The following is a 17,571-nucleotide window of genomic DNA, read 5'->3' as shown; positions in this document are numbered from 1 at the left end:
TGCAAGCCCTCAGCCCAGCAGCTCCTTCACCACCGGCACCAGGGCGCGGAAGGCCTTGCCGCGGTGGCTGATCGCGTTCTTCTCCGACGGGGAGAGTTCGGCGCAGGTCACGTCGTGGCCCGTCGGCTGGAGGATCGGGTCGTAGCCGAAGCCGTTCGTGCCCGTCGGGGCATGGCGGAGGGTGCCCTCCATGCGACCCTCGACCACCCGTTCCGTGCCGTCCGGGAGCGCCAGGGCCGCCGCGCAGGCGAAGTGGGCGCCTCTGTGGGCGTCGTCGATGTCCGCGAGCTGGGCCAGGAGCAGGTCCAGGTTCGCGCGGTCGTTGCCGTGGGTGCCGGCCCAGCGGGCCGAGAAGATGCCGGGGGCGCCGTTCAGGACGTCGACGCAGAGGCCGGAGTCGTCGGCGACGGCCGGGAGGCCGGTGGCCTGGGCGAGGGCGTGCGCCTTGAGGAGCGCGTTCTCGGCGAAGGTGACACCGGTTTCCTTGACGTCGGGCACGTCGGGGTACGCGTCCGCGCCGACGAGTTCGAGGTCGAGGCCCGCGTCGGCGAGGATCGCGTGGAGTTCGGTGATCTTGCCCGCGTTGCGGGTGGCGAGGATCAGGCGCTGTCGGGTCATGCCCCCGATTATCCCGGGGTGCAGACCTTCGCGATCTCGCTCGCGCCGTCCGTGATCGGCTGGATGTCCGGGGTGGTGTCGCCGTTCTTGACCGCCGTACGGACGGACTCGACGCCCTTCGTGAGGTCGTCGACCGCCTTCGCGAGGTCGGCGTTGTCGGTGGTGTCCTTGAGGTTGCCGAGCTCGGTGCTGATCGAGTTCAGGGACTCCTCGATCTGCGTCGGGTCGTTGGAGGCGTTGGAGACGGCCTGTTCGAGCTTGGTCACGGACGTGGCTATCGCGTCGGCGGTCTTGACGCAGTCCATGGCGGTGTCGAGGGCTCCGCAGCCGCTCAGGACGGTGGTGAGTGCGGCGGCCGTGGCCACGGCGAGTGCGAGTCGGCGCTTCAAGGCATCCCCTAAATACGAACAGACGGACAGACGGACAGGCGGACGGACAGACAGACGGGCGGGCGCACGGAGCTTATCCGTGTGCCCGCCCGTCATGACGCAGCCAGGTGTCAGAGGGTTCCTTCGAGGGCCTTGCGCTGGATCTCCGCCAGTTCGGCGCAGCCGCCGGAGGCCAGGTCGAGGAGGGCGTTGAGCTCCTTGCGGTCGAAGGGCTCGGCCTCGGCGGTGCCCTGGACCTCGACGAAGCGGCCGTCGCCGGTGCAGACGACGTTCATGTCGGTCTCGGCGCGGACGTCCTCCTCGTAACAGAGGTCGAGGAGGGGGACGCCGTCGACGATGCCGACGGAGACGGCGCCGACGGTGCCGGTGAGGGGCTTGCGGCCGGCCTTCACGAGCTTCTTGCCCTGGGCCCAGGCGACGGCGTCGGCGAGGGCGACGTACGCGCCGGTGATGGCGGCGGTGCGGGTGCCGCCGTCGGCCTGGAGGACGTCGCAGTCGAGGACGATCGTGTTCTCGCCGAGGGCCTTGTAGTCGATGACGGCGCGCAGCGAGCGGCCGATGAGGCGGGAGATCTCGTGCGTACGGCCGCCGATCTTGCCGCGGACGGACTCGCGGTCGCCGCGGGTGTTGGTGGCCCGGGGCAGCATGGAGTACTCGCCGGTGACCCAGCCTTCGCCGCTGCCCTTGCGCCAGCGCGGGACGCCTTCGGTGACGGAGGCGGTGCAGAAGACCTTGGTGTCACCGAAGGAGATGAGGACGGAGCCCTCTGCGTGCTTGCTCCAGCCGCGTTCGATGGTGACGGGGCGGAGCTGTTCGGGGGTACGGCCGTCGATGCGAGACATGGGACGAGCCTAGCCGTAGCCGTGGGGGCGGAGGGCCCGGCCGTGTGGTGGCGGAGGGCCCGGGTCTTCATGACGAAGGGCCCGTTCCCCTGCCGGAACGGGCCCTTGTCGACGTGAGCCGTTCGCTCACGTCAGGTCTCACATCAGGTCTTCGATCTCCGCGGCGATCGGGTCCGCGTCGGTGCCGATGACGACCTGGATGGCGGTGCCCATCTTCACGACGCCGTGGGCGCCGGCGGCCTTGAGGGCGGCCTCGTCGACGAGCGCGGGGTCGACAACCTCGGTGCGGAGCCGGGTGATGCAGCCCTCGACCTCTTCGATGTTGTCGATGCCGCCCAGCCCGGCGACGATCTTCTCAGCCTTGGTGGCCATGTGTTTCTCCCTGTCCGTTCTGTTCGCGCGAGCGCGAATCTCGGCGCACCTGCGGTCCGCTTTGTCACGGTAACCCACGGTTGGCCCAACTTCGCGAGCGTGTGCCGCCGTTCTGCCGAATGATGACGATCACCGGCGGCCTGTCCTCAGCAGGCTCCCGGAGCCTACCGCAAGTGGTCTACACCAGTGTGCAACGAGACGCGGACCCGGCTTGTTCCGGGCAGGGAGGACGCCGATGAGTACCGACAGCGCCGCGGCAGCGCCCAAGAAGTCCGTGTGGGGCGGACTCTTCCAGGGCCTGCAGAAGATGGGGCGCAGTCTCCAGCTCCCCATCGCCGTCCTGCCGGCCGCGGGCATCATCAACCGGCTCGGCCAGCCGGACGTCTTCGGCGCAGAGGGTCTCGGCTGGGACAACGTCGCGAAGGTGATGGCGGGCGCGGGCGGTGCTCTCCTCGACGGCAGCCTCGGCCTGCCACTGCTGTTCTGCATCGGTGTGGCGATCGGCATGGCCAAGAAGGCGGACGGCTCGACGGCGCTCGCGTCCGTCGTCGGCTTCCTCGTCTATTACACGGTGCTGCGCCAGTTCCCGAAGGACTGCCCCGCCGGTACGCAGGACATCGGCGGCGGCTGCCTCGGCACCGACGACTCCTTCGCCGGCTACACCTACCAGAATCCCGGTGTCTTCGGCGGCATCGTCATGGGTCTGCTCACCGCATACCTCTGGCAGCGGTACCACCGGACGAAGCTGGTCGACTGGCTGGGCTTCTTCAACGGCCGCCGGCTCGTCCCGATCATCATGACGTTCGTGGCGATCGCGTTCGCGGCGCTCTGCCTGTGGGTCTGGCCGCCGATCGGTGACGGCCTGGAGAGCTTCAGCGACTGGCTGGTCGGGCTCGGCGCGTGGGGTTCGGGCATCTTCGGCCTGGCGAACCGGGCGCTGCTCGTCATCGGCCTGCACCAGTTCCTGAACGTGCCGATCTGGTTCCAGTTCGGCACGTACGAGAAGCCGGACGGTACGACGGTCCACGGTGACATCCCCATGTTCCTGGCGGGTGACCCGAACGCCGGCCAGTTCCTGACGGGCTTCTTCCCGATCATGATGTTCGCACTGCCGGCGGCGGCGCTGGCGATCACGCACTGCGCCAAGCCGCACCGGCGCAAGGAGGTCGGCGGCATGATGCTGTCGGTCGCGCTGACCTCGTTCGTCACGGGCATCACCGAGCCGATCGAGTACTCGTTCCTCTTCATCGCCCCGCTGCTCTACGCGATCCATGCCGTGCTGACGGGTGTGTCGATGGCCGTGACCTGGGCGTTCGGCGTGAAGGACGGCTTCAGCTTCTCGGCGGGTCTGATCGACTACGTGATCAACTGGAACCTCGCGACGAAGCCGTGGCTGATCATCCCGATCGGTCTCGCCTTCGCCGTCGTGTACTACGCGATCTTCAGGTTCGCGATCACCAGGTTCAACCTCCCGACCCCCGGCCGCGAGCCGGACGAGGTGGGGGACGAGATGGAGCGGGAGAACGTCAAGTGACCCCGCGATCACCCTTCGGAGGATGATCGATTCGGGGCTTTCGTCCCCTTCGTAAGCCCCGCGCAAGGCCCCTGGACCTGACGGTCCGGGGGCCTTATGTCGTGCATTTCGCCCCATGGCCGAGCACACAAAATTCGCAGGTTCCTTATCTAAGTCTCACGTGCTAAAACTGGTCTACACCATTCACTGGTGTAGACCACGCGGTCCAGACCACCGCGTTCCACGAGACGTCGCCTCCCCCCGTGTCCACAGCCCTGGCGGCGCCTTGCCTTACTGGAGGAAGTTGATGAGTACGGCCACCGCCCAGGCCGCCGCTCCCGCGAAGAAGCGCGGATCCGGCCTGTTCCAGGGCCTGCAGAAGGTCGGTCGCAGCCTGCAGCTGCCGATCGCCGTTCTGCCGGCCGCGGGTATCTTGCTCCGTCTCGGCCAGCCCGACGTCTTCGGCGCCGAAGGCCTCGGCTGGGACAAGGTCGCCGCCGTCTTCGCCACGGCGGGCGACGCGGTCTTCGCCAACATGCCGCTGCTGTTCTGCGTCGGTATCGCGATCGGCTTCGCGAAGAAGGCCGACGGATCGACCGCGCTCGCCGCGCTGGTCGGCTTCCTGGTCTACAAGAACGTGCTCACCGCGTTCCCGACCTCCGAGGCCGTCGTCAACACGACCGCGAACAAGGGTGTCGACGTCGCCGCGACGTACAACGACCCCAAGGTCTTCGGCGGCATCATCATGGGCCTGCTCGCCGCGGTCATATGGCAGCGGTACCACCGCACGAAGCTGGTCGACTGGCTCGGCTTCTTCAACGGCCGCCGGCTCGTCCCGATCATCATGGCCTTCGTCGGCACCATCATGGGTGTCGTCTTCGGTCTCCTCTGGGAGCCCATCGGTGGCGTGATCACCGACTTCGGCAACTGGATGACCGGCCTCGGCGCTCTCGGCTCCGGCATCTTCGGCGCCATCAACCGCGGACTGCTCCCGGTCGGCATGCACCAGTTCGTGAACACCGTCGCCTGGCAGGAGATCGGTTCCTTCACCGACTCCACCGGTGCCGTCTGGCACGGCGACCTGCCGCGCTTCTTCCACGGCGACCCGACCGCCGGTCAGTTCATGTCCGGATTCTTCCCGATCATGATGTTCGCGCTGCCGGCCGTCGCACTGGCCATCACCCACTGCGCCCGTCCCGAGCGCCGCAAGGTCGTCGGCGGCATGATGTTCTCGCTCGCCCTGACCTCGTTCGTCACGGGCATCACCGAGCCCATCGAGTTCGCGTTCATGTTCCTGGCTCCGCTGCTGTACGTGATCCACGCGGTGCTCACCGCCGCCTCGATGGTCATCACGTCGGCCCTCGGCGTGCACCACGGCTTCACCTTCTCCGCCGGTGCGCTGGACTACTTCCTCAACTGGACGTACGCCTCCAAGCCGTGGCTGATCATCCCGATCGGCCTCGCGTTCGCGGCGATCTACTACGTGGTCTTCCGCTTCGCGATCACCAAGTTCAACATCATGACCCCGGGCCGCGAGCCCGAGGAGGAGATCGAGGACCTCACCAAGGCGTGAGCCCTCCCGCCTGACGAAACGTCGGCCTTCAGGACCTGATCGTGGTCCTGGAGGCCGACTTTCTTTTTCGGGGCGCATGCCGGAGTCACAGCCCGGGAATTGCCGCCGGAGCGACCTGACAAACTCACGGACAAGATCACGTACATTCCTTCCCCCCTCCATAGGATTAGACCAATCGAGCCGGGGGAACCGCTCGGCGCACCATCCCGACGGGCATGACCGGCCCGTCACGACCAGGAAAGAGAAGCACATGAGCCTCTCCACGCTGCGCGAGATGAACTTCACGACCATGTCCGACAGCGAGACCGACGCCGTTTCCGGCGGCCGCCTCTCCAAGGCCCAGTGCGCCGCGATCTGGGCCAACGCCCAGGCCAACATGCTGGGTTACGGCTGTGGCGGCAGCTACACGGACTACATGGCCATCTACAACCGTGAGTGCCGGTAGCAGATAACGCTGCCAGGAATCACCTGACAGCAGTCTATGAACGGCGGCGCCTCCACTCCGGAAAGGAACCCGGAAGCCGAGGCGCCGCCGATCCGCATCCCAGGGGGCGCAAGATGAAATGGCAGGCCTATCACACGCATCAGGAAGGTGATACGGACTGCGGCCCGGCCTGCGTGCGCACTGTCCTGCGGAGACACGGAGTGCACGTGGACTCCGCGATTCTTCGGGAATCCGTGGGGCTCGGCGAAGGCGGTGCGAGCCTTTTCCGGCTCCAGCAGGTGCTCGACGACTACGGCGTCACCTCCCAGGCCTTCCGCCTGACCGTGAACGAGCTGCACCAGGCTGTCACGCTGGCAGGACCTGCCATCGCCCTGACGGCGGACGAGGGGCTCTCTCACTTCGTCGTCGTCCAAGAAGCCCTGCCCAACGGCGACTTCGTCATCAGCGACCCATGGTTCTACCGGCCGAGGACCGTGACCGCCGACGAGCTGTCGCAGACCTTCTCCGGTGAGACCCTCGTCTCCGAGACCCCCTCGACCGACGTCGGCCGATGGGGGCGCTTCAGGCATTCCTGGAAGCAGAGCGTCTTCGTGAACGAGGTCCGCGAGAACCGGCGGACAATCACCGGGGTCATCGCTCTGACGCTCCTCGTGGCCGCGCTTTCGATCTCCAGCAGCATATATCTCCAGGTGTCCGTCGACAGATTCCTGCAGTCGGACAGCATCAGCGCCCTCACGCTGACCTCCCTGGCCTTCGTGGGAATGGTACTGGCCGCCGGAGCTCTCCAGTACATACGCGGGCTCATCATCGTCAGATTCGGTCAGCGCGTACAGAGGAACCTGTCCGAGCGCTACGTCGATAAACTCCTCCGTCTACCGGTCCGCTTCTACTCGGGCCGCAGAACCGGAGACCTGGCAAGCCGGCTCGATGACGTCCAGGGAATACAGACGCTCCTGACTTCCACCACGATCGGCGTATCGGTGGACATGGCCATCGTGCTCATCGTCGGCAGCTACCTCGCTTGGTCGAGCCTGCCTCTCTTCGGCATCCTCATGAGTTCCGCATTCATCACGGTGGTCGCCTCGTGGAGTCTCTATCGCGGCATTCGGGAGACATCCGAGGAAGCATTGCAGCGTGACGCCACGCTCAAATCCGAACTGATCAACGTCCTCAACCACCACGAGGTCGTGATCTCCCACGGAAAGCGTGCTTTCGCGGCCCGGCGGATCTCCGACGCTTTGTCACGGCGTATCGAATCCGAGACGAGACTCGGGCGCCTCGACAACCTCTCCGCCACGATCCGGCTGGTGACCCACGGCTGCTTCGCCGTCACCGTGACCTGGATCGGCCTCCTCCAGGCCCAGAGCGGCCGGATCTCGCTGGGGCAGGTCCTCAGCTTCATCTCGCTGTCCGGGTACTTCCTCACCTCGCTGGTGAACATCTCCACCCTGCAGACCACGCTCCAGCGGAGCTCCGCCGCGATCGGCCGCTATCGGGACATCATGACCCAGCGTGAGCCCGTCGTCCTCCCGTCTCCCACGGACGTCCACGCACGTCCGGGCGGCGCGCCCGCACAGCCGGACCTCCCGCACGGAACGCCCTCCGCCCTCTCGGCACGAGGCCTGACGTTCTCGTACCCGGGCACCGCGCGCCGCGTCGTCGAAGACGTCTCCGTGACCGTCCCCGCCGGGCGCTCGGTGCATCTGGCAGGGGACAACGCCTCGGGAAAGAGCACCCTCCTGAAGCTCCTGGCAGGCCTGCACACGGCGGACGCCGGGACGGTCTTCCTCGGTGGTGTGCCGCTCGAAAGCCTCGATCCCGACACCGTCCATCGCAAGGTCCTCTATCTGCCCGAGATCCCGATGATCGTCAACGCGACCGTCCGGGAGAACCTGACGCTGGGAGCACACCACTCCCAGGACGAAGTCGATCAGGCTTGCGCCTTGGCCCATGCGACATCCGTCGTCGACTCCCTCGACAAGGGCTACGACGAGGTCCTGCGGGAGGACGGGACCCGCCTGTCCCGAGGCCAGCTGCAGAAGCTCGCCCTGGCACGCGCGGTGTTGATCCGCCCCGACGTCTTCCTGTTCGACGAGAGCTTCAGCGGCATCGACCAGGACGCCTTCGTCCAGATCTGGGACTCCCTGGCCACGACGGGAGCCACTCGCGTCCTGGTGGCTCATCGAGAGGTCGACGACCTGCGGTGCGACCTGACCATGCGCCTGGACAGCGCCCCCGACCGTGCCGCCCTGACGAAGGAACCCGCATGAAGTTCGCCGATGTCCTCGATCAGGCCTGGGCCGAGGATTCCGGCCCGCCGACCGCGCTGGGCCGGGATCTGCGGCTCGTCCGCGCGGCCGCCCCGGAACTGCTCGCGCTGGACGTCCCGGCCGGCTCGTACGGCGAGCTCACCGGCGCCTATCGGCCGGACCGGGCAGGCGCCGTCACCGCCGTCGTACTGACACACGACGAGGAGCAGGTGATCGGTGCGTGTCTGCGCGCCCTGACCGACGACTGCGACCGCATGCTCCTCGTCGACGCCGAGTCCGAGGACTCGACCTTGGGCACCGCGAGGTCCGCCGTCGCCCATGTGGAACACGTGACCCGCGCGTGGACCGACGACTTCGCCGCTCAGCGCAACGCGGCGTTCGAGCAGGCCGGCCCGGGCGGGTGGCTCGCCCATGTGGACGCGGACGAAACCCTGTCGGCGGAGAGCAGGGGGCGGCTGCGGGCCGTCCTGTCGGCTCTGGACCACGTCCTACCCGGTGCCGACCTGGTGGTGTCCCCTCGCATTCTCGACACGAGTCAGGAATGCCATACGGACACCCGGCGGGTCGTCCGCTCCGGCTCGGCCCTGCGGTTCAAGGGGCGTCTCCACGAGCGGCTGTACGACGCGCACGGCGCCCAGCCTCCGTCCGTCGAGGTGGACGTGGTCTTCCACCACACCGGCTACGAGCCGGAGGTGATCACGCGCAAGGGGAAACGGGAGAAGTACGCACGGCTCGTGGAAGTGTGTCTGACGGAGGAGCCGTCGAATCCGAAGTGGCACTTCTACGCGGTGCGCGACGGCCTCGTGGGTCGTCAGCCCGGTCCCGACGAAGCCCTCGCACTGTTCCGGAGGCTCCGGGAAGCACACGCCCTGTACGACCGGGTTCCTCTGTCCGACTACGAGGCGGAGCGCTGGACCGACAGCCTGGTCCTCCAGTGCGAGCTGGCCCTGGGGTTCGGCGGCGGTCGTGAGATCGGGGAGCTCGCGCCTCTCCTGCACGCGCGGGGGCGCGTCCTCGAAGCCTCGTACTACCGGACGTTCGCCGAGTTCAGTGCCCTGCTCAACCGCTCCTCGCGGCTGCTGGACGAGCTCTCCGAGGGAAGCCGGCACCAGCTGCCGGACCATCGGCAGCTGGTGGGCCGCAGCTACGACCTCCAGGCCCTGCTGGCACTGACATGCGGCCGCTACGACGAGGTGCCCGTGCTGCTGGGCGAAGCCCGGTCCCGCCGGGCCGGATCGCTCACGACGGCCACCGTGGAGTCTCTCGCGGACCGGCTGCCGAGCTGGCGGGACCTTCCTCAGACCTCGTAGACCGCGCCCGGTCGCGCCAGTTCCGACGGGCCCGTGTAGACCGCGCGGGCGTCCGCCAGGTTCTGCTCGCCGTCGGTCCACGGGGGGATGTGGGTGAGGACCAGGCGGCCCACCTGGGCCCGGTTCGCCTGGGCGCCGGCCTCGCGGCCGTTGAGGTGGAGGGCCGGGATGTCCTCCTTGCCGTGGGTGAAGGAGGCCTCGCAGAGGAAGAGGTCGGTGCCGTCGGCGAGCTCGTGGAGTGCCTCGCAGACGCCGGTGTCACCGGAGTAGGTGAGCGAGCGGCCGCCGTGCTCGACGCGGATGCCGTACGCCTCGACCGGGTGGCACACCTTCTCCGTGCGGACCGTGAACGGGCCCAGCTCGAAGGTGGACGACTTCAGCGTGTGGAAGTCGAAGACCTCGCTCATCGAGGTCGGCGACGGGGTGTCCGCGTACGCCGTGGTCAGGCGCTGCTCGGCACCCTCCGGCGCGTAGACGGGGATCGCGTCGCAGCGCCCGCCCTCGTGCCGGTAGTAGCGGGCGACGAAGTACCCGCACATGTCGATGCAGTGGTCCGCGTGCAGATGGCTGAGGAAGATCGCGTCGAGGTCGTACAGACCGATGTGTCGTTGCAGCTCGCCGAGGGCGCCGTTGCCCATGTCGAGGAGCAACCGGAAGCCGTCGGCCTCGACGAGGTAGCTCGAACAGGCCGAATCCGCGGACGGGAACGACCCGGAGCAACCGACGACGGTGAGCTTCATGGAGCGTGAACCTCCGTGGACGGGTGCGGAAAGCGCGCTGAGGGAGGGGGAGGCTGTGCGGTCTGTCGAGCGTAAGGCGCACCTGGGCCTGTCGCTCCTTCGTGGCGGCCCGTTGTGGGCGAACTCACGGGCTCTGTCACCGGTTCGGATGGATGGCGGGGCGTCACGGCGGAGTGGGGCGCGCGCCGGTACCGTCTTGAGGTATGGACACGTCATGGTGGCCCGCGCTGGCCGCGGTCGTGGTGATCGCGCTGGTCGTGGTGGTCGCCGGCGGACAGAAACGTTCGAACCGCAGGCCCGCGGGGCGGGGTCGGGGCCGTGCGCCGGAGCGGACCCGGCCGCCGGGGCGGCCCGCCGGGCCGCGGCCGGCTCCGTCGCGGCCGGCTCCGTCGCGGCTGCCGCGGGCGGGTGAGATCTGGTGGGCGGACGTGCCCTTCGAGGACGGGCCCGGGTCGAAGGACCGGCCCTGTCTGGTGCTCACGGTACGGGGGGACAATGCGCTCGTCGCCAAGATCACCAGCAAGTACCACGACGAGCGGCCGGGGGTGATCGCGCTGCCGCCGGGGGCGGTGGGCGACGCGCAGGGGCGGCCGAGCTTCCTGGAGACGGACGAGCTGCGGGACGTGCCGGTGCGGGACTTCCGCCGGAGAGCGGGAACGGCGGACCCGGTCGTGTGGGACCAGGTCCGCCATCTGGCGCGTTAGACCGAGAGGGTCACGCCCAGAGCTGGCCCTGGACCGTTTCGATCGCTTCCTCTGTCGTCTTGGCCGTGTAGAGGCCGGTCGACAGGTACTTCCAGCCGCCGTCGGCGACGACGAAGGCGATGTCGGCGCTCTCGCCGGCCTTGACGGCCTTGTTGCCGACGCCGATGGCCGCGTGCAGTGCGGCGCCCGTGGAGACGCCCGCGAAGATGCCCTCCTGCTGGAGGAGTTCGCGGGTGCGGGTGACCGCGTCGGCGGAGCCGACGGAGAAGCGGGTGGTGAGGACGGAGGCGTCGTACAGCTCGGGGACGAAGCCCTCGTCGAGGTTGCGCAGGCCGTAGACGAGGTCGTCGTAGCGCGGCTCGGCGGCGACGATCTTGACGTCGGGCTTGTGCTCGCGGAGGTAGCGGCCGACGCCCATGAGCGTCCCCGTCGTGCCGAGGCCGGCGACGAAGTGGGTGATCGTGGGGAGGTCGGCGAGGATCTCGGGGCCCGTGGTGGCGTAGTGGGCGCCCGCGTTGTCCGGGTTGCCGTACTGGTAGAGCATCACCCAGGACGGGTTCTCGGCGGCGATCTCCTTGGCGACGCGTACCGCCGTGTTGGATCCGCCCGCCGCGGGGGACGAGACGATCTCCGCGCCCCACATGGCGAGCAGCTGGCGGCGCTCCTCGCTGGTGTTCTCGGGCATGACGCAGACGATGCGGTAGCCCTTGAGCTTGGCGGCCATGGCGAGGGAGATGCCGGTGTTGCCGCTGGTCGGCTCCAGGATGGTGCAGCCGGGCGTGAGCCGGCCGTCCTTCTCCGCCTGCTCGATCATGTGGAGCGCGGGGCGGTCCTTGACCGAGCCGGTCGGGTTGCGGTCCTCCAGCTTCGCCCAGATCCGGACGTCGTCCGAGGGCGAGAGCCGGGGGAGGCGGACGAGCGGCGTGTTGCCGACCGCCGCCAGCGAGGAGTCGTAGCGCATGTGGATCAGACCATGCCGCCGGCGACGGCCGGCAGGATCGTGACGCTGTCGCCGTCGGTGAGCTTGGTGTCGATGCCGTCGAGGAAGCGGACGTCCTCGTCGTTCAGGTAGACGTTGACGAAGCGGCGGAGCTTGCCGCCGTCGACGATGCGGGCCTCGATGCCGGAGTGGCGGGTCTCCAGGTCGGCGAAGAGCGCGGCGAGGGTGTCACCGCTGCCCTCGACGGCCTTCTCGCCGTCGGTGTAGGTGCGGAGGATGGTCGGGATGCGGACCTCGATGGCCATGGCGTGGGCTCCTGTCGGAAGTGGCGTGGTGGGCGCGCGTGGCGTGGCGTACGCGCTTCTTGGGGCCCCGCGCGGAGGGGGTCGTACGGGAGAGTGCGCTCGGCCGGTCGCTCAGAGCGCAGCGCGGGACGTACACATCGCGCTGGCGAGGCGGCACAGGTCGACGTGCAGACGTGCCACGAGCAGGGGTGTGCCCGGAGTCTCTTCGCTCACGTCGTGGGAAACCATGGGCTCATCGTATCGATTCCCGGTCCGGGTTTCGGAATGTGATCTCACATGGCGGATAGTTTGTGACCGCCCACCGGACCGTGCAGGTAGACGACGGTCGGGCTGCCGGTCCTCGGGTGCGGGATGACCTCGGCGTCCACGCCGTAGACGGCGTTCAGGAGCTCGGGGGTGAGGACCTCGGCGGGGGTGCCTCCGGTGACGACCCGGCCTTCCACCATGACGTAGAGGCGGTCGCAGTACGCCCCCGCGAGGTTGAGGTCGTGCAGGGCGAGCAGGTTGGTGGTGCCCAGGGTGCGGACGAGGCCGAGGACGTCGAGCTGGTGGCGGATGTCCAGGTGGTTGGTGGGCTCGTCGAGGACGAGGAGGGCGGGGTCCTGGACGAGGGCGCGGGCGACCAGGGCGCGCTGGCGCTCGCCGCCGGAGAGGGTGGGGAACGGGCGGTCGGCGAGGCCGGCGAGGCCGACGCGGGCGAGGGCGGCCTCGGCGCGCTCCCGGTCGGCGCCGGTGTCGCCCTCCCAGAAGCGTTTGTGCGGGGAGCGGCCGAGGGCGACCAGTTCGCGGACGGTGAGCTCGAACTCGGTGCCGCTGTCCTGCGGGACGGTGGCGACGCGGCGGGCGCGGGCCTTGGGGCCGAGGGCGTGGAGGTCGTCGCCGTCGAGGGTGGCGCGTCCGGCGGTCGCGGTGAGGGTCCCGTAGACGCAGCGCAGGAGGGTGGTCTTGCCGCTGCCGTTGGGGCCGATGAGACCGACGGTCTCGCCGTTGCGGACGGTGAGGTCGGCGGAGCGGAGGCGTCTGCCGTACGAGAGTCCGTGGAGCCGTAGTTCGGTCACAGGGGTGCTCCTTCGGGGCGGCGGCGCATCAGCCAGAGGAAGAACGGGCCGCCGATGAGCGCGGTGAGGACGCCGACGGGGATGTCCTGGGGTGCGGCGACGGTCCGGGCGGCGAGGTCGGCGAGGACGAGGCCGAGTGCCCCGCCGAGGGCGGCGACCGGGAGGAGGCGGCGGTGCGGGGCGCCGACGGCGAGCCGGGCGGCGTGCGGGGCCATGAGTCCGACGAAGCCGACGGCTCCGCTGGCCGCGACCATGACGGCGGTGACGAGGGAGGCGAGGACGAAGACGGCGGCGCGGAAGCGGGCGGTGTCCAGGCCGAGCACGGTGGCGCCCTCCTCGCCGACGAGGAGCAGGTCGAGCGGGCGGGCGAGGCTCAGGAGGGCGCCGACGCCGAGGACGAGGACGGCGGCGGGCAGGACGAGGGTGTCCCAGCGGGCGCTGCCGAGGCCGCCGAGGGACCAGTACAGCGCCTCCTGGAAGTGCTCGGGCCTGCCGGCGACGACGAGGAGCAGGGTGGCGAGGGCGGAGAGGACGTACGAGACGGCGACCCCGGCGAGGACGAGCCGGGCGCCGGTCATGGCCCCGCCGCGGCGCGCGAGCCCGTAGACGAGGACGAGGGCGAGGAGCGCGCCGGCGAAGGCCCCGCCGGGCAGGGCGATGGTGGTGGTGACCCCTCCCCCGACGCCCAGGACCAGCACGAGGACGGCTCCGGCGGAGGCGCCGGAGGAGATCCCGAGGAGGAAGGGGTCGGCGAGGCGGTTGTTGACGAGGGCCTGGAGGACGGCGCCGACGACGGCGAGCCCGGCGCCGACGACCACCCCGAGCAGGACCCGGGGCAGCCGGACGTCGAGCACGATCGTGCGGTACGGGGAGGGGGCCGCCCGCCCGGTCAGGGCGTCGAGCACCTGGCCGGGCGGGATGCGGACGGAGCCGAGGGCGAGCGAGGCGATGCCGGCCAGGGCCAGGGCCAGGACGAGGCCGGCGACGACGAGGACGTACCGCGCCGTCCCGGAGGCCGGTGCGCTCTGCTCGGTCGGCGTCCCGGCCCTGTCGAGGACCGCGCTCACCGGGCCGGGTGGAGCTGGGCGGCGAGCTTGTCGACGGCGGCGGGGACCCGGACGCCGAGGACGGTGTCGGAGAGCGGCATGACGGCGAACCGGCGGTTCTTGATCGCGGGGACGTCCTTGAGGGCGGGGTCGTCGAGGAGCCGCTTCTTCTTCTGTTCGACGGTGGTGGAGCCGTAGTCGTAGATGACGATGATCTCGGGCCTCCGGTCGACGACCTGCTCCCAGGTGGCGTCGCCGAAGGCCTTGTCGAGGTCGGCGAAGACGTTCCGGCCGCCGGCCCGGGTGATGAGCTCGTTGCCGATGCCCTTGCCGCCCGCCGTGAAGGCGGTCTTGTCGCCGCTGTCGTAGACGAAGACGGAGACCGGCGGGGTGCCCTTGAGGCGCTTCTCGGTGGCGGTGACGGTCGCGCGTGCCTCGCGGGTCCAGGTCTCGGCCCGGTCGGGGACGCCGAAGGTCCGGCCGATCTCGCGGACTTCGCGGTAGAGGTCGTCGATCGAGGCCGAACCGGACGGGCAGTACTCGATGTTGAGGCGGGTTCCGATGCCGGACTTCTTGAGGTCGTCGCGGCCGCGGCCGTCCTTGGCGTCGAAGGCGGAGGCGTATCCGCCGTACACGAAGTCGGGGTTCGCGGCGAGCAGGGCCTCCTTGGAGGGGTACTCCTTCGCGAGGACGGGGACGGTGTCGTAGGCCTTCTTGTAGGCGGGGAGGACCGTGTCGTCGAGGTAGGCGGTGCCGACGAGCGACTTCTCCAGGCCGAGGGCCAGCATCACCTCGGTGACGTGCTGGTTCATGGTGACCACGCGCTTCGGCGGGGCCTGGTAGGTAGTCTTCACGCCGCAGTTGTCGACGGTGTACGGGAATCCCTGCGCGGTCTCTCCGGGCTTCGCGGAGGAGGTCTGCTCGGAGGGGGCCGAGCAGGCGGCGAGCAGCGGGACGAGAGCGAGCGCGGGCAGCAGCGGGCGGCGCCAGGACATGACGGTCGTGCCTCCTCCGGGGATTTCCACGTCCCCGATCGGTGGTGAGAGGCGGCAGGTCAGTTCCTGGCTCCCGCCTCCCGAGGAGGCGGTCACAGTGGCGGGACCGCACCGGATTCGCACCGGCTTCCTGGTTCCTGCCGCCCGTTGGTCCCGGACAGTCTCTCCTACTCGGCCCGGGACGGGGAGCCCGGCCTGATCGGCAGGACACCCCCTACGCGTAGGCCTCGACGATCTCGACGTCCTCTTCGGTCACGACGCCCTCGACGATGGTGAAGGAGCGGAACTGGAAGGGGCCCGCGTCGTCGGTGTCGGCGGTGGAGACGAGGACGTAGTGGGCCTGGGGCTCGTTCGCGTACGAGATGTCCGTGCGGGACGGGTAGGCCTCGGTCGCGGTGTGCGAGTGGTAGACGATGACGGGCTCCTCGTCCCGGTCGTCCATGTCGCGGTAGAGCTTGAGCAGGTCCGCGGAGTCGAACTCGTAGAAGGTGGGCGAGCGGGCGGCGTTCAGCATGGGGATGAAGCGCTCGGGGCGGCCGCTGCCGGCCGGGCCCGCGACCACGCCGCAGGCCTCGTCGGGGTGGTCCGCTCGGGAGTGCTCCACGATCTGGTCGTACAGGGCCCGGGTGATGGTCAGCATGCCGACAGGATAAGCAGACGGGCCGTTCCGTACCGAGGAGTGGTACGGAACGGCCCGGATGCTGAGACCTGGCAGTTCAGGAGCGCTTGGCGAAGGCGGCACCCTCGGGGTTGCGGGCCTTCAGGACCAGGTAGGCGACGGCGAGGAGCAGGCCCCAGGCCGGCGCTCCGTACAGCGCGACGCGGTTGCCCGCGTCCATGGCCATGGTCACGATGACCAGCGCGAGGAAGGCCAGGGCGAAGGCGCTGAGCCAGATGCCGCCGGGCGCCTTGAAGGACGACTCGGGCAGCTCGCCGCGGTCGGCCCTGGTGCGGTAGCGGATGTGGCAGATCAGGATGGCGATCCAGGCCCACATGCCGGAGATGGTCGCGAAGGAGACGACGTAGTTGAACGCCTCACCGGGCCACTGGTAGTTGATCCAGACGCCGACCATCATCAGCGCGGCCGAGAACGTGGTGCCGATCAGCGGGGTGCCGGAGCGGGTCAGCTTCGTGAAGACCTTCGGGCCCTGGCCGTTGAGCGCGAGGTCGCGCAGCATGCGGCCGGTGGAGTACATGCCCGAGTTACAGGAGGAGAGCGCGGCCGTCAGGACGACGAAGTTGACGATGGCGGCACCGACGCCGAGGCCCATCTTCTCGAAGGCCGCGACGAACGGGGAGACCCCCGGCTTGAACTCGGTCCACGGGACGACCGACAGGATCATGATGAGCGCGCCGACGTAGAAGACGGCGATGCGCCACGGCACGGTGTTGATGGCCTTGGGCAGGACGGTCTTCGGGTCCTTCGACTCGCCGGCGGTGACACCGACGAGCTCGACGGCGAGGAAGGCGAACATGACCATCTGGAGGGTCATCAGGGTGGAGTAGATGCCGTCCTTGCCGGCGAAGAAGCCGCCGAGGTCCCACAGGTGGGTGACGGAGGCGGTGTCGCCCGCGTCGGAGAAGCCGATGGTGAGGATGCCGGCGCAGATGAGGATCATGCCGATGATCGCGGTGACCTTGACCATGGAGAACCAGAACTCGAGCTCACCGAAGAGCTTCACCGAGATCAGGTTGGCGCCGTAGAGGATGACCGTGAAGACCAGGGCCGAGAGCCACTGCGGGATGTCCCACCAGTAGGTCATGTAGGTGGCCGCGGCGGTGACCTCGGTGATGCCGGTGACGACCCAGAAGAGCCAGTACGTCCAGCCGGTCACGAAGCCCGCGAAGGGGCCCATGAACTCGCGGGCGTACTCCGAGAAGGAGCCCGAGACCGGGCGGTACATGAGGAGCTCGCCGAGCGCCCGCATGATGAAGAAGATGACGAGTCCCGCGGCGGCGTACGCGAGGATCAGGCTCGGCCCCGCGATGGAGATGCCCTTGCCCGCGCCGAGGAACAGGCCGGTGCCGATGGCACCACCGATCGCGATCATCTGGATCTGGCGTGCACCGAGTGCCCGGTGATAACCCTCGCCCGAAACGGTGTCCGCGGCCTCGTCGCCGTCGTGCTGCTTGTCGACCTGCACTGAGGTCATGGTGGTGCGCCTTTCTCCATGCTGATCCGCGCGACTGCGAGTGAGTCTGCTGCGGATCAGGTCCTGATCCCCCCGGATGTGGAATGGAGTGCCACCGGCGGTCAGCCGGCCGAAGCGCCCTCGGGGACATGGGTGGCGTCCCCGAGCGGTCGTGAAGATTTATCACGCTGCGGGGGCTGATCGACGGGGGCGTGTGTGGCCCACGCCACACGAAAAGGCGAACAAAAGGGGCTCGGCAGAGTAAAGGCGGACGCTCTGATAACGCATTCGTTATCCGGATTTGAGCGTCCGCTGAGCG

General features: G+C 69.1%; 19 protein-coding genes and 1 riboswitch. Of the genes, 6 read left to right on the top strand and 13 right to left on the bottom strand.

Going from position 1 to position 17,571, the window contains the following annotated elements:
- Positions 1-9 precede the first annotated feature (9 nt).
- From rdgB to DEJ46_RS25095, 4 genes are all read right to left on the bottom strand, one after another.
- Positions 10-618, bottom strand: coding sequence for an RdgB/HAM1 family non-canonical purine NTP pyrophosphatase (rdgB, locus tag DEJ46_RS25110; RefSeq protein WP_150269864.1), 609 nt, complete (start codon positions 616-618; stop codon positions 10-12).
- A gap of 8 nt (positions 619-626) precedes the next feature.
- Complete coding sequence (locus DEJ46_RS25105; RefSeq protein WP_150269862.1) at positions 627-1,007, bottom strand: hypothetical protein; 381 nt, start codon at positions 1,005-1,007, stop codon at positions 627-629.
- 110 nt (positions 1,008-1,117) lie between these two features.
- A complete protein-coding gene (rph, locus tag DEJ46_RS25100; protein ID WP_150269861.1) occupies positions 1,118-1,849 on the bottom strand; it encodes a ribonuclease PH in 732 nt (243 codons plus the stop codon).
- Between the two features lie 138 nt (positions 1,850-1,987).
- Positions 1,988-2,260: a PTS glucose/sucrose transporter subunit IIB gene (locus DEJ46_RS25095; RefSeq protein ID WP_263411786.1), complete on the bottom strand. Its 273-nt coding sequence runs from the start codon at positions 2,258-2,260 to the stop codon at positions 1,988-1,990.
- 196 nt (positions 2,261-2,456) lie between these two features.
- Between DEJ46_RS25095 and DEJ46_RS25090 the strand changes: the two genes are divergently transcribed.
- The 5 genes from DEJ46_RS25090 to DEJ46_RS25070 all read left to right on the top strand — a co-directional run bounded on the left by DEJ46_RS25090 (position 2,457) and on the right by DEJ46_RS25070 (position 9,332).
- A complete protein-coding gene (locus DEJ46_RS25090) occupies positions 2,457-3,755 on the top strand; it encodes a PTS transporter subunit EIIC (protein WP_150269857.1) in 1,299 nt (432 codons plus the stop codon).
- A gap of 286 nt (positions 3,756-4,041) precedes the next feature.
- A complete protein-coding gene (locus tag DEJ46_RS25085) occupies positions 4,042-5,307 on the top strand; it encodes a PTS transporter subunit EIIC (protein ID WP_150269855.1) in 1,266 nt (421 codons plus the stop codon).
- Positions 5,308-5,557: 250 nt separating this feature from the next.
- Complete coding sequence (locus DEJ46_RS25080; RefSeq protein ID WP_150269853.1) at positions 5,558-5,752, top strand: hypothetical protein; 195 nt, start codon at positions 5,558-5,560, stop codon at positions 5,750-5,752.
- A 113-nt stretch (positions 5,753-5,865) separates the two neighbouring features.
- A complete protein-coding gene (locus tag DEJ46_RS25075; RefSeq protein ID WP_150269851.1) occupies positions 5,866-8,022 on the top strand; it encodes a peptidase domain-containing ABC transporter in 2,157 nt (718 codons plus the stop codon).
- Positions 8,019-9,332, top strand: coding sequence for a glycosyltransferase (locus DEJ46_RS25070; protein WP_150269849.1), 1,314 nt, complete (start codon positions 8,019-8,021; stop codon positions 9,330-9,332). The genes DEJ46_RS25075 and DEJ46_RS25070 overlap by 4 nt, the downstream gene beginning before the upstream one ends.
- Here DEJ46_RS25070 and DEJ46_RS25065 read toward each other — a convergent pair.
- Entirely contained in the window at positions 9,320-10,072 is a 753-nt protein-coding gene (locus DEJ46_RS25065; protein ID WP_150269847.1) for an MBL fold metallo-hydrolase, read from the bottom strand. The two genes, DEJ46_RS25070 and DEJ46_RS25065, sit on opposite strands and share 13 nt — an antisense overlap.
- A gap of 203 nt (positions 10,073-10,275) precedes the next feature.
- Here DEJ46_RS25065 and DEJ46_RS25060 point away from each other — a divergent pair, with 203 nt between their 5' ends.
- Positions 10,276-10,776, top strand: a complete 501-nt coding sequence (locus tag DEJ46_RS25060) for a type II toxin-antitoxin system PemK/MazF family toxin (protein ID WP_150269845.1) — start codon at positions 10,276-10,278, stop codon at positions 10,774-10,776.
- Positions 10,777-10,786: 10 nt separating this feature from the next.
- Here DEJ46_RS25060 and DEJ46_RS25055 read toward each other — a convergent pair whose 3' ends face one another.
- The 8 genes from DEJ46_RS25055 to DEJ46_RS25020 all read right to left on the bottom strand — a co-directional run bounded on the left by DEJ46_RS25055 (position 10,787) and on the right by DEJ46_RS25020 (position 17,273).
- Positions 10,787-11,737, bottom strand: a complete 951-nt coding sequence (locus tag DEJ46_RS25055) for a PLP-dependent cysteine synthase family protein (RefSeq protein ID WP_150269843.1) — start codon at positions 11,735-11,737, stop codon at positions 10,787-10,789.
- A gap of 5 nt (positions 11,738-11,742) precedes the next feature.
- Positions 11,743-12,021 (bottom strand): MoaD/ThiS family protein, encoded by a 279-nt coding sequence (locus DEJ46_RS25050; RefSeq protein ID WP_150269841.1) that lies wholly within the window; start codon positions 12,019-12,021, stop codon positions 11,743-11,745.
- A gap of 111 nt (positions 12,022-12,132) precedes the next feature.
- Positions 12,133-12,249, bottom strand: coding sequence for a putative leader peptide (locus DEJ46_RS40780; RefSeq protein WP_317852193.1), 117 nt, complete (start codon positions 12,247-12,249; stop codon positions 12,133-12,135).
- Positions 12,250-12,293: 44 nt separating this feature from the next.
- Positions 12,294-13,079 carry an ABC transporter ATP-binding protein gene (locus DEJ46_RS25040; RefSeq protein WP_150269839.1) on the bottom strand — a complete coding sequence of 262 codons (786 nt, stop codon included), beginning with the start codon at positions 13,077-13,079 and terminating at the stop codon, positions 12,294-12,296.
- Complete coding sequence (locus DEJ46_RS25035; protein WP_223835495.1) at positions 13,076-14,050, bottom strand: FecCD family ABC transporter permease; 975 nt, start codon at positions 14,048-14,050, stop codon at positions 13,076-13,078. The genes DEJ46_RS25040 and DEJ46_RS25035 overlap by 4 nt, the downstream gene beginning before the upstream one ends.
- Before the next feature lie 92 nt (positions 14,051-14,142).
- Positions 14,143-15,120, bottom strand: a complete 978-nt coding sequence (locus tag DEJ46_RS25030) for an ABC transporter substrate-binding protein (RefSeq protein ID WP_150269836.1) — start codon at positions 15,118-15,120, stop codon at positions 14,143-14,145.
- Between the two features lie 39 nt (positions 15,121-15,159).
- Positions 15,160-15,292, bottom strand: a riboswitch (cobalamin riboswitch).
- Positions 15,293-15,334: 42 nt separating this feature from the next.
- Complete coding sequence (locus tag DEJ46_RS25025) at positions 15,335-15,760, bottom strand: Mov34/MPN/PAD-1 family protein (protein ID WP_150269833.1); 426 nt, start codon at positions 15,758-15,760, stop codon at positions 15,335-15,337.
- Positions 15,761-15,836: 76 nt separating this feature from the next.
- Complete coding sequence (locus tag DEJ46_RS25020) at positions 15,837-17,273, bottom strand: amino acid permease (RefSeq protein WP_150269831.1); 1,437 nt, start codon at positions 17,271-17,273, stop codon at positions 15,837-15,839.
- Between the last annotated feature and the right edge of the window lie 298 nt (positions 17,274-17,571).

Source organism: Streptomyces venezuelae (assembly GCF_008642375.1).
Lineage (GTDB): Bacteria > Actinomycetota > Actinomycetes > Streptomycetales > Streptomycetaceae > Streptomyces > Streptomyces venezuelae_G.
Note: the sequence above shows the minus strand (reverse complement) of the source record. Positions and strands in the feature narration are given on the sequence as shown.

What these genes read in the sequence shown, in the direction of transcription:
- rph (WP_150269861.1), bottom strand. Translation starts at nt 1,849, where the DNA reads ATGTCTCGCATCGACGGCCGTACCCCCGAACAGCTCCGCCCCGTCACC.
- DEJ46_RS25080 (WP_150269853.1), top strand. Translation starts at nt 5,558, where the DNA reads ATGAGCCTCTCCACGCTGCGCGAGATGAACTTCACGACCATGTCCGAC.
- rdgB (WP_150269864.1), bottom strand. Translation starts at nt 618, where the DNA reads ATGACCCGACAGCGCCTGATCCTCGCCACCCGCAACGCGGGCAAGATC.
- DEJ46_RS40780 (WP_317852193.1), bottom strand. Translation starts at nt 12,249, where the DNA reads ATGGTTTCCCACGACGTGAGCGAAGAGACTCCGGGCACACCCCTGCTC.
- DEJ46_RS25030 (WP_150269836.1), bottom strand. Translation starts at nt 15,120, where the DNA reads ATGTCCTGGCGCCGCCCGCTGCTGCCCGCGCTCGCTCTCGTCCCGCTG.
- DEJ46_RS25060 (WP_150269845.1), top strand. Translation starts at nt 10,276, where the DNA reads ATGGACACGTCATGGTGGCCCGCGCTGGCCGCGGTCGTGGTGATCGCG.
- DEJ46_RS25055 (WP_150269843.1), bottom strand. Translation starts at nt 11,737, where the DNA reads ATGCGCTACGACTCCTCGCTGGCGGCGGTCGGCAACACGCCGCTCGTC.
- DEJ46_RS25020 (WP_150269831.1), bottom strand. Translation starts at nt 17,273, where the DNA reads ATGACCTCAGTGCAGGTCGACAAGCAGCACGACGGCGACGAGGCCGCG.
- DEJ46_RS25070 (WP_150269849.1), top strand. Translation starts at nt 8,019, where the DNA reads ATGAAGTTCGCCGATGTCCTCGATCAGGCCTGGGCCGAGGATTCCGGC.
- DEJ46_RS25025 (WP_150269833.1), bottom strand. Translation starts at nt 15,760, where the DNA reads ATGCTGACCATCACCCGGGCCCTGTACGACCAGATCGTGGAGCACTCC.
- DEJ46_RS25050 (WP_150269841.1), bottom strand. Translation starts at nt 12,021, where the DNA reads ATGGCCATCGAGGTCCGCATCCCGACCATCCTCCGCACCTACACCGAC.
- DEJ46_RS25075 (WP_150269851.1), top strand. Translation starts at nt 5,866, where the DNA reads ATGAAATGGCAGGCCTATCACACGCATCAGGAAGGTGATACGGACTGC.
- DEJ46_RS25085 (WP_150269855.1), top strand. Translation starts at nt 4,042, where the DNA reads ATGAGTACGGCCACCGCCCAGGCCGCCGCTCCCGCGAAGAAGCGCGGA.
- DEJ46_RS25090 (WP_150269857.1), top strand. Translation starts at nt 2,457, where the DNA reads ATGAGTACCGACAGCGCCGCGGCAGCGCCCAAGAAGTCCGTGTGGGGC.
- DEJ46_RS25065 (WP_150269847.1), bottom strand. Translation starts at nt 10,072, where the DNA reads ATGAAGCTCACCGTCGTCGGTTGCTCCGGGTCGTTCCCGTCCGCGGAT.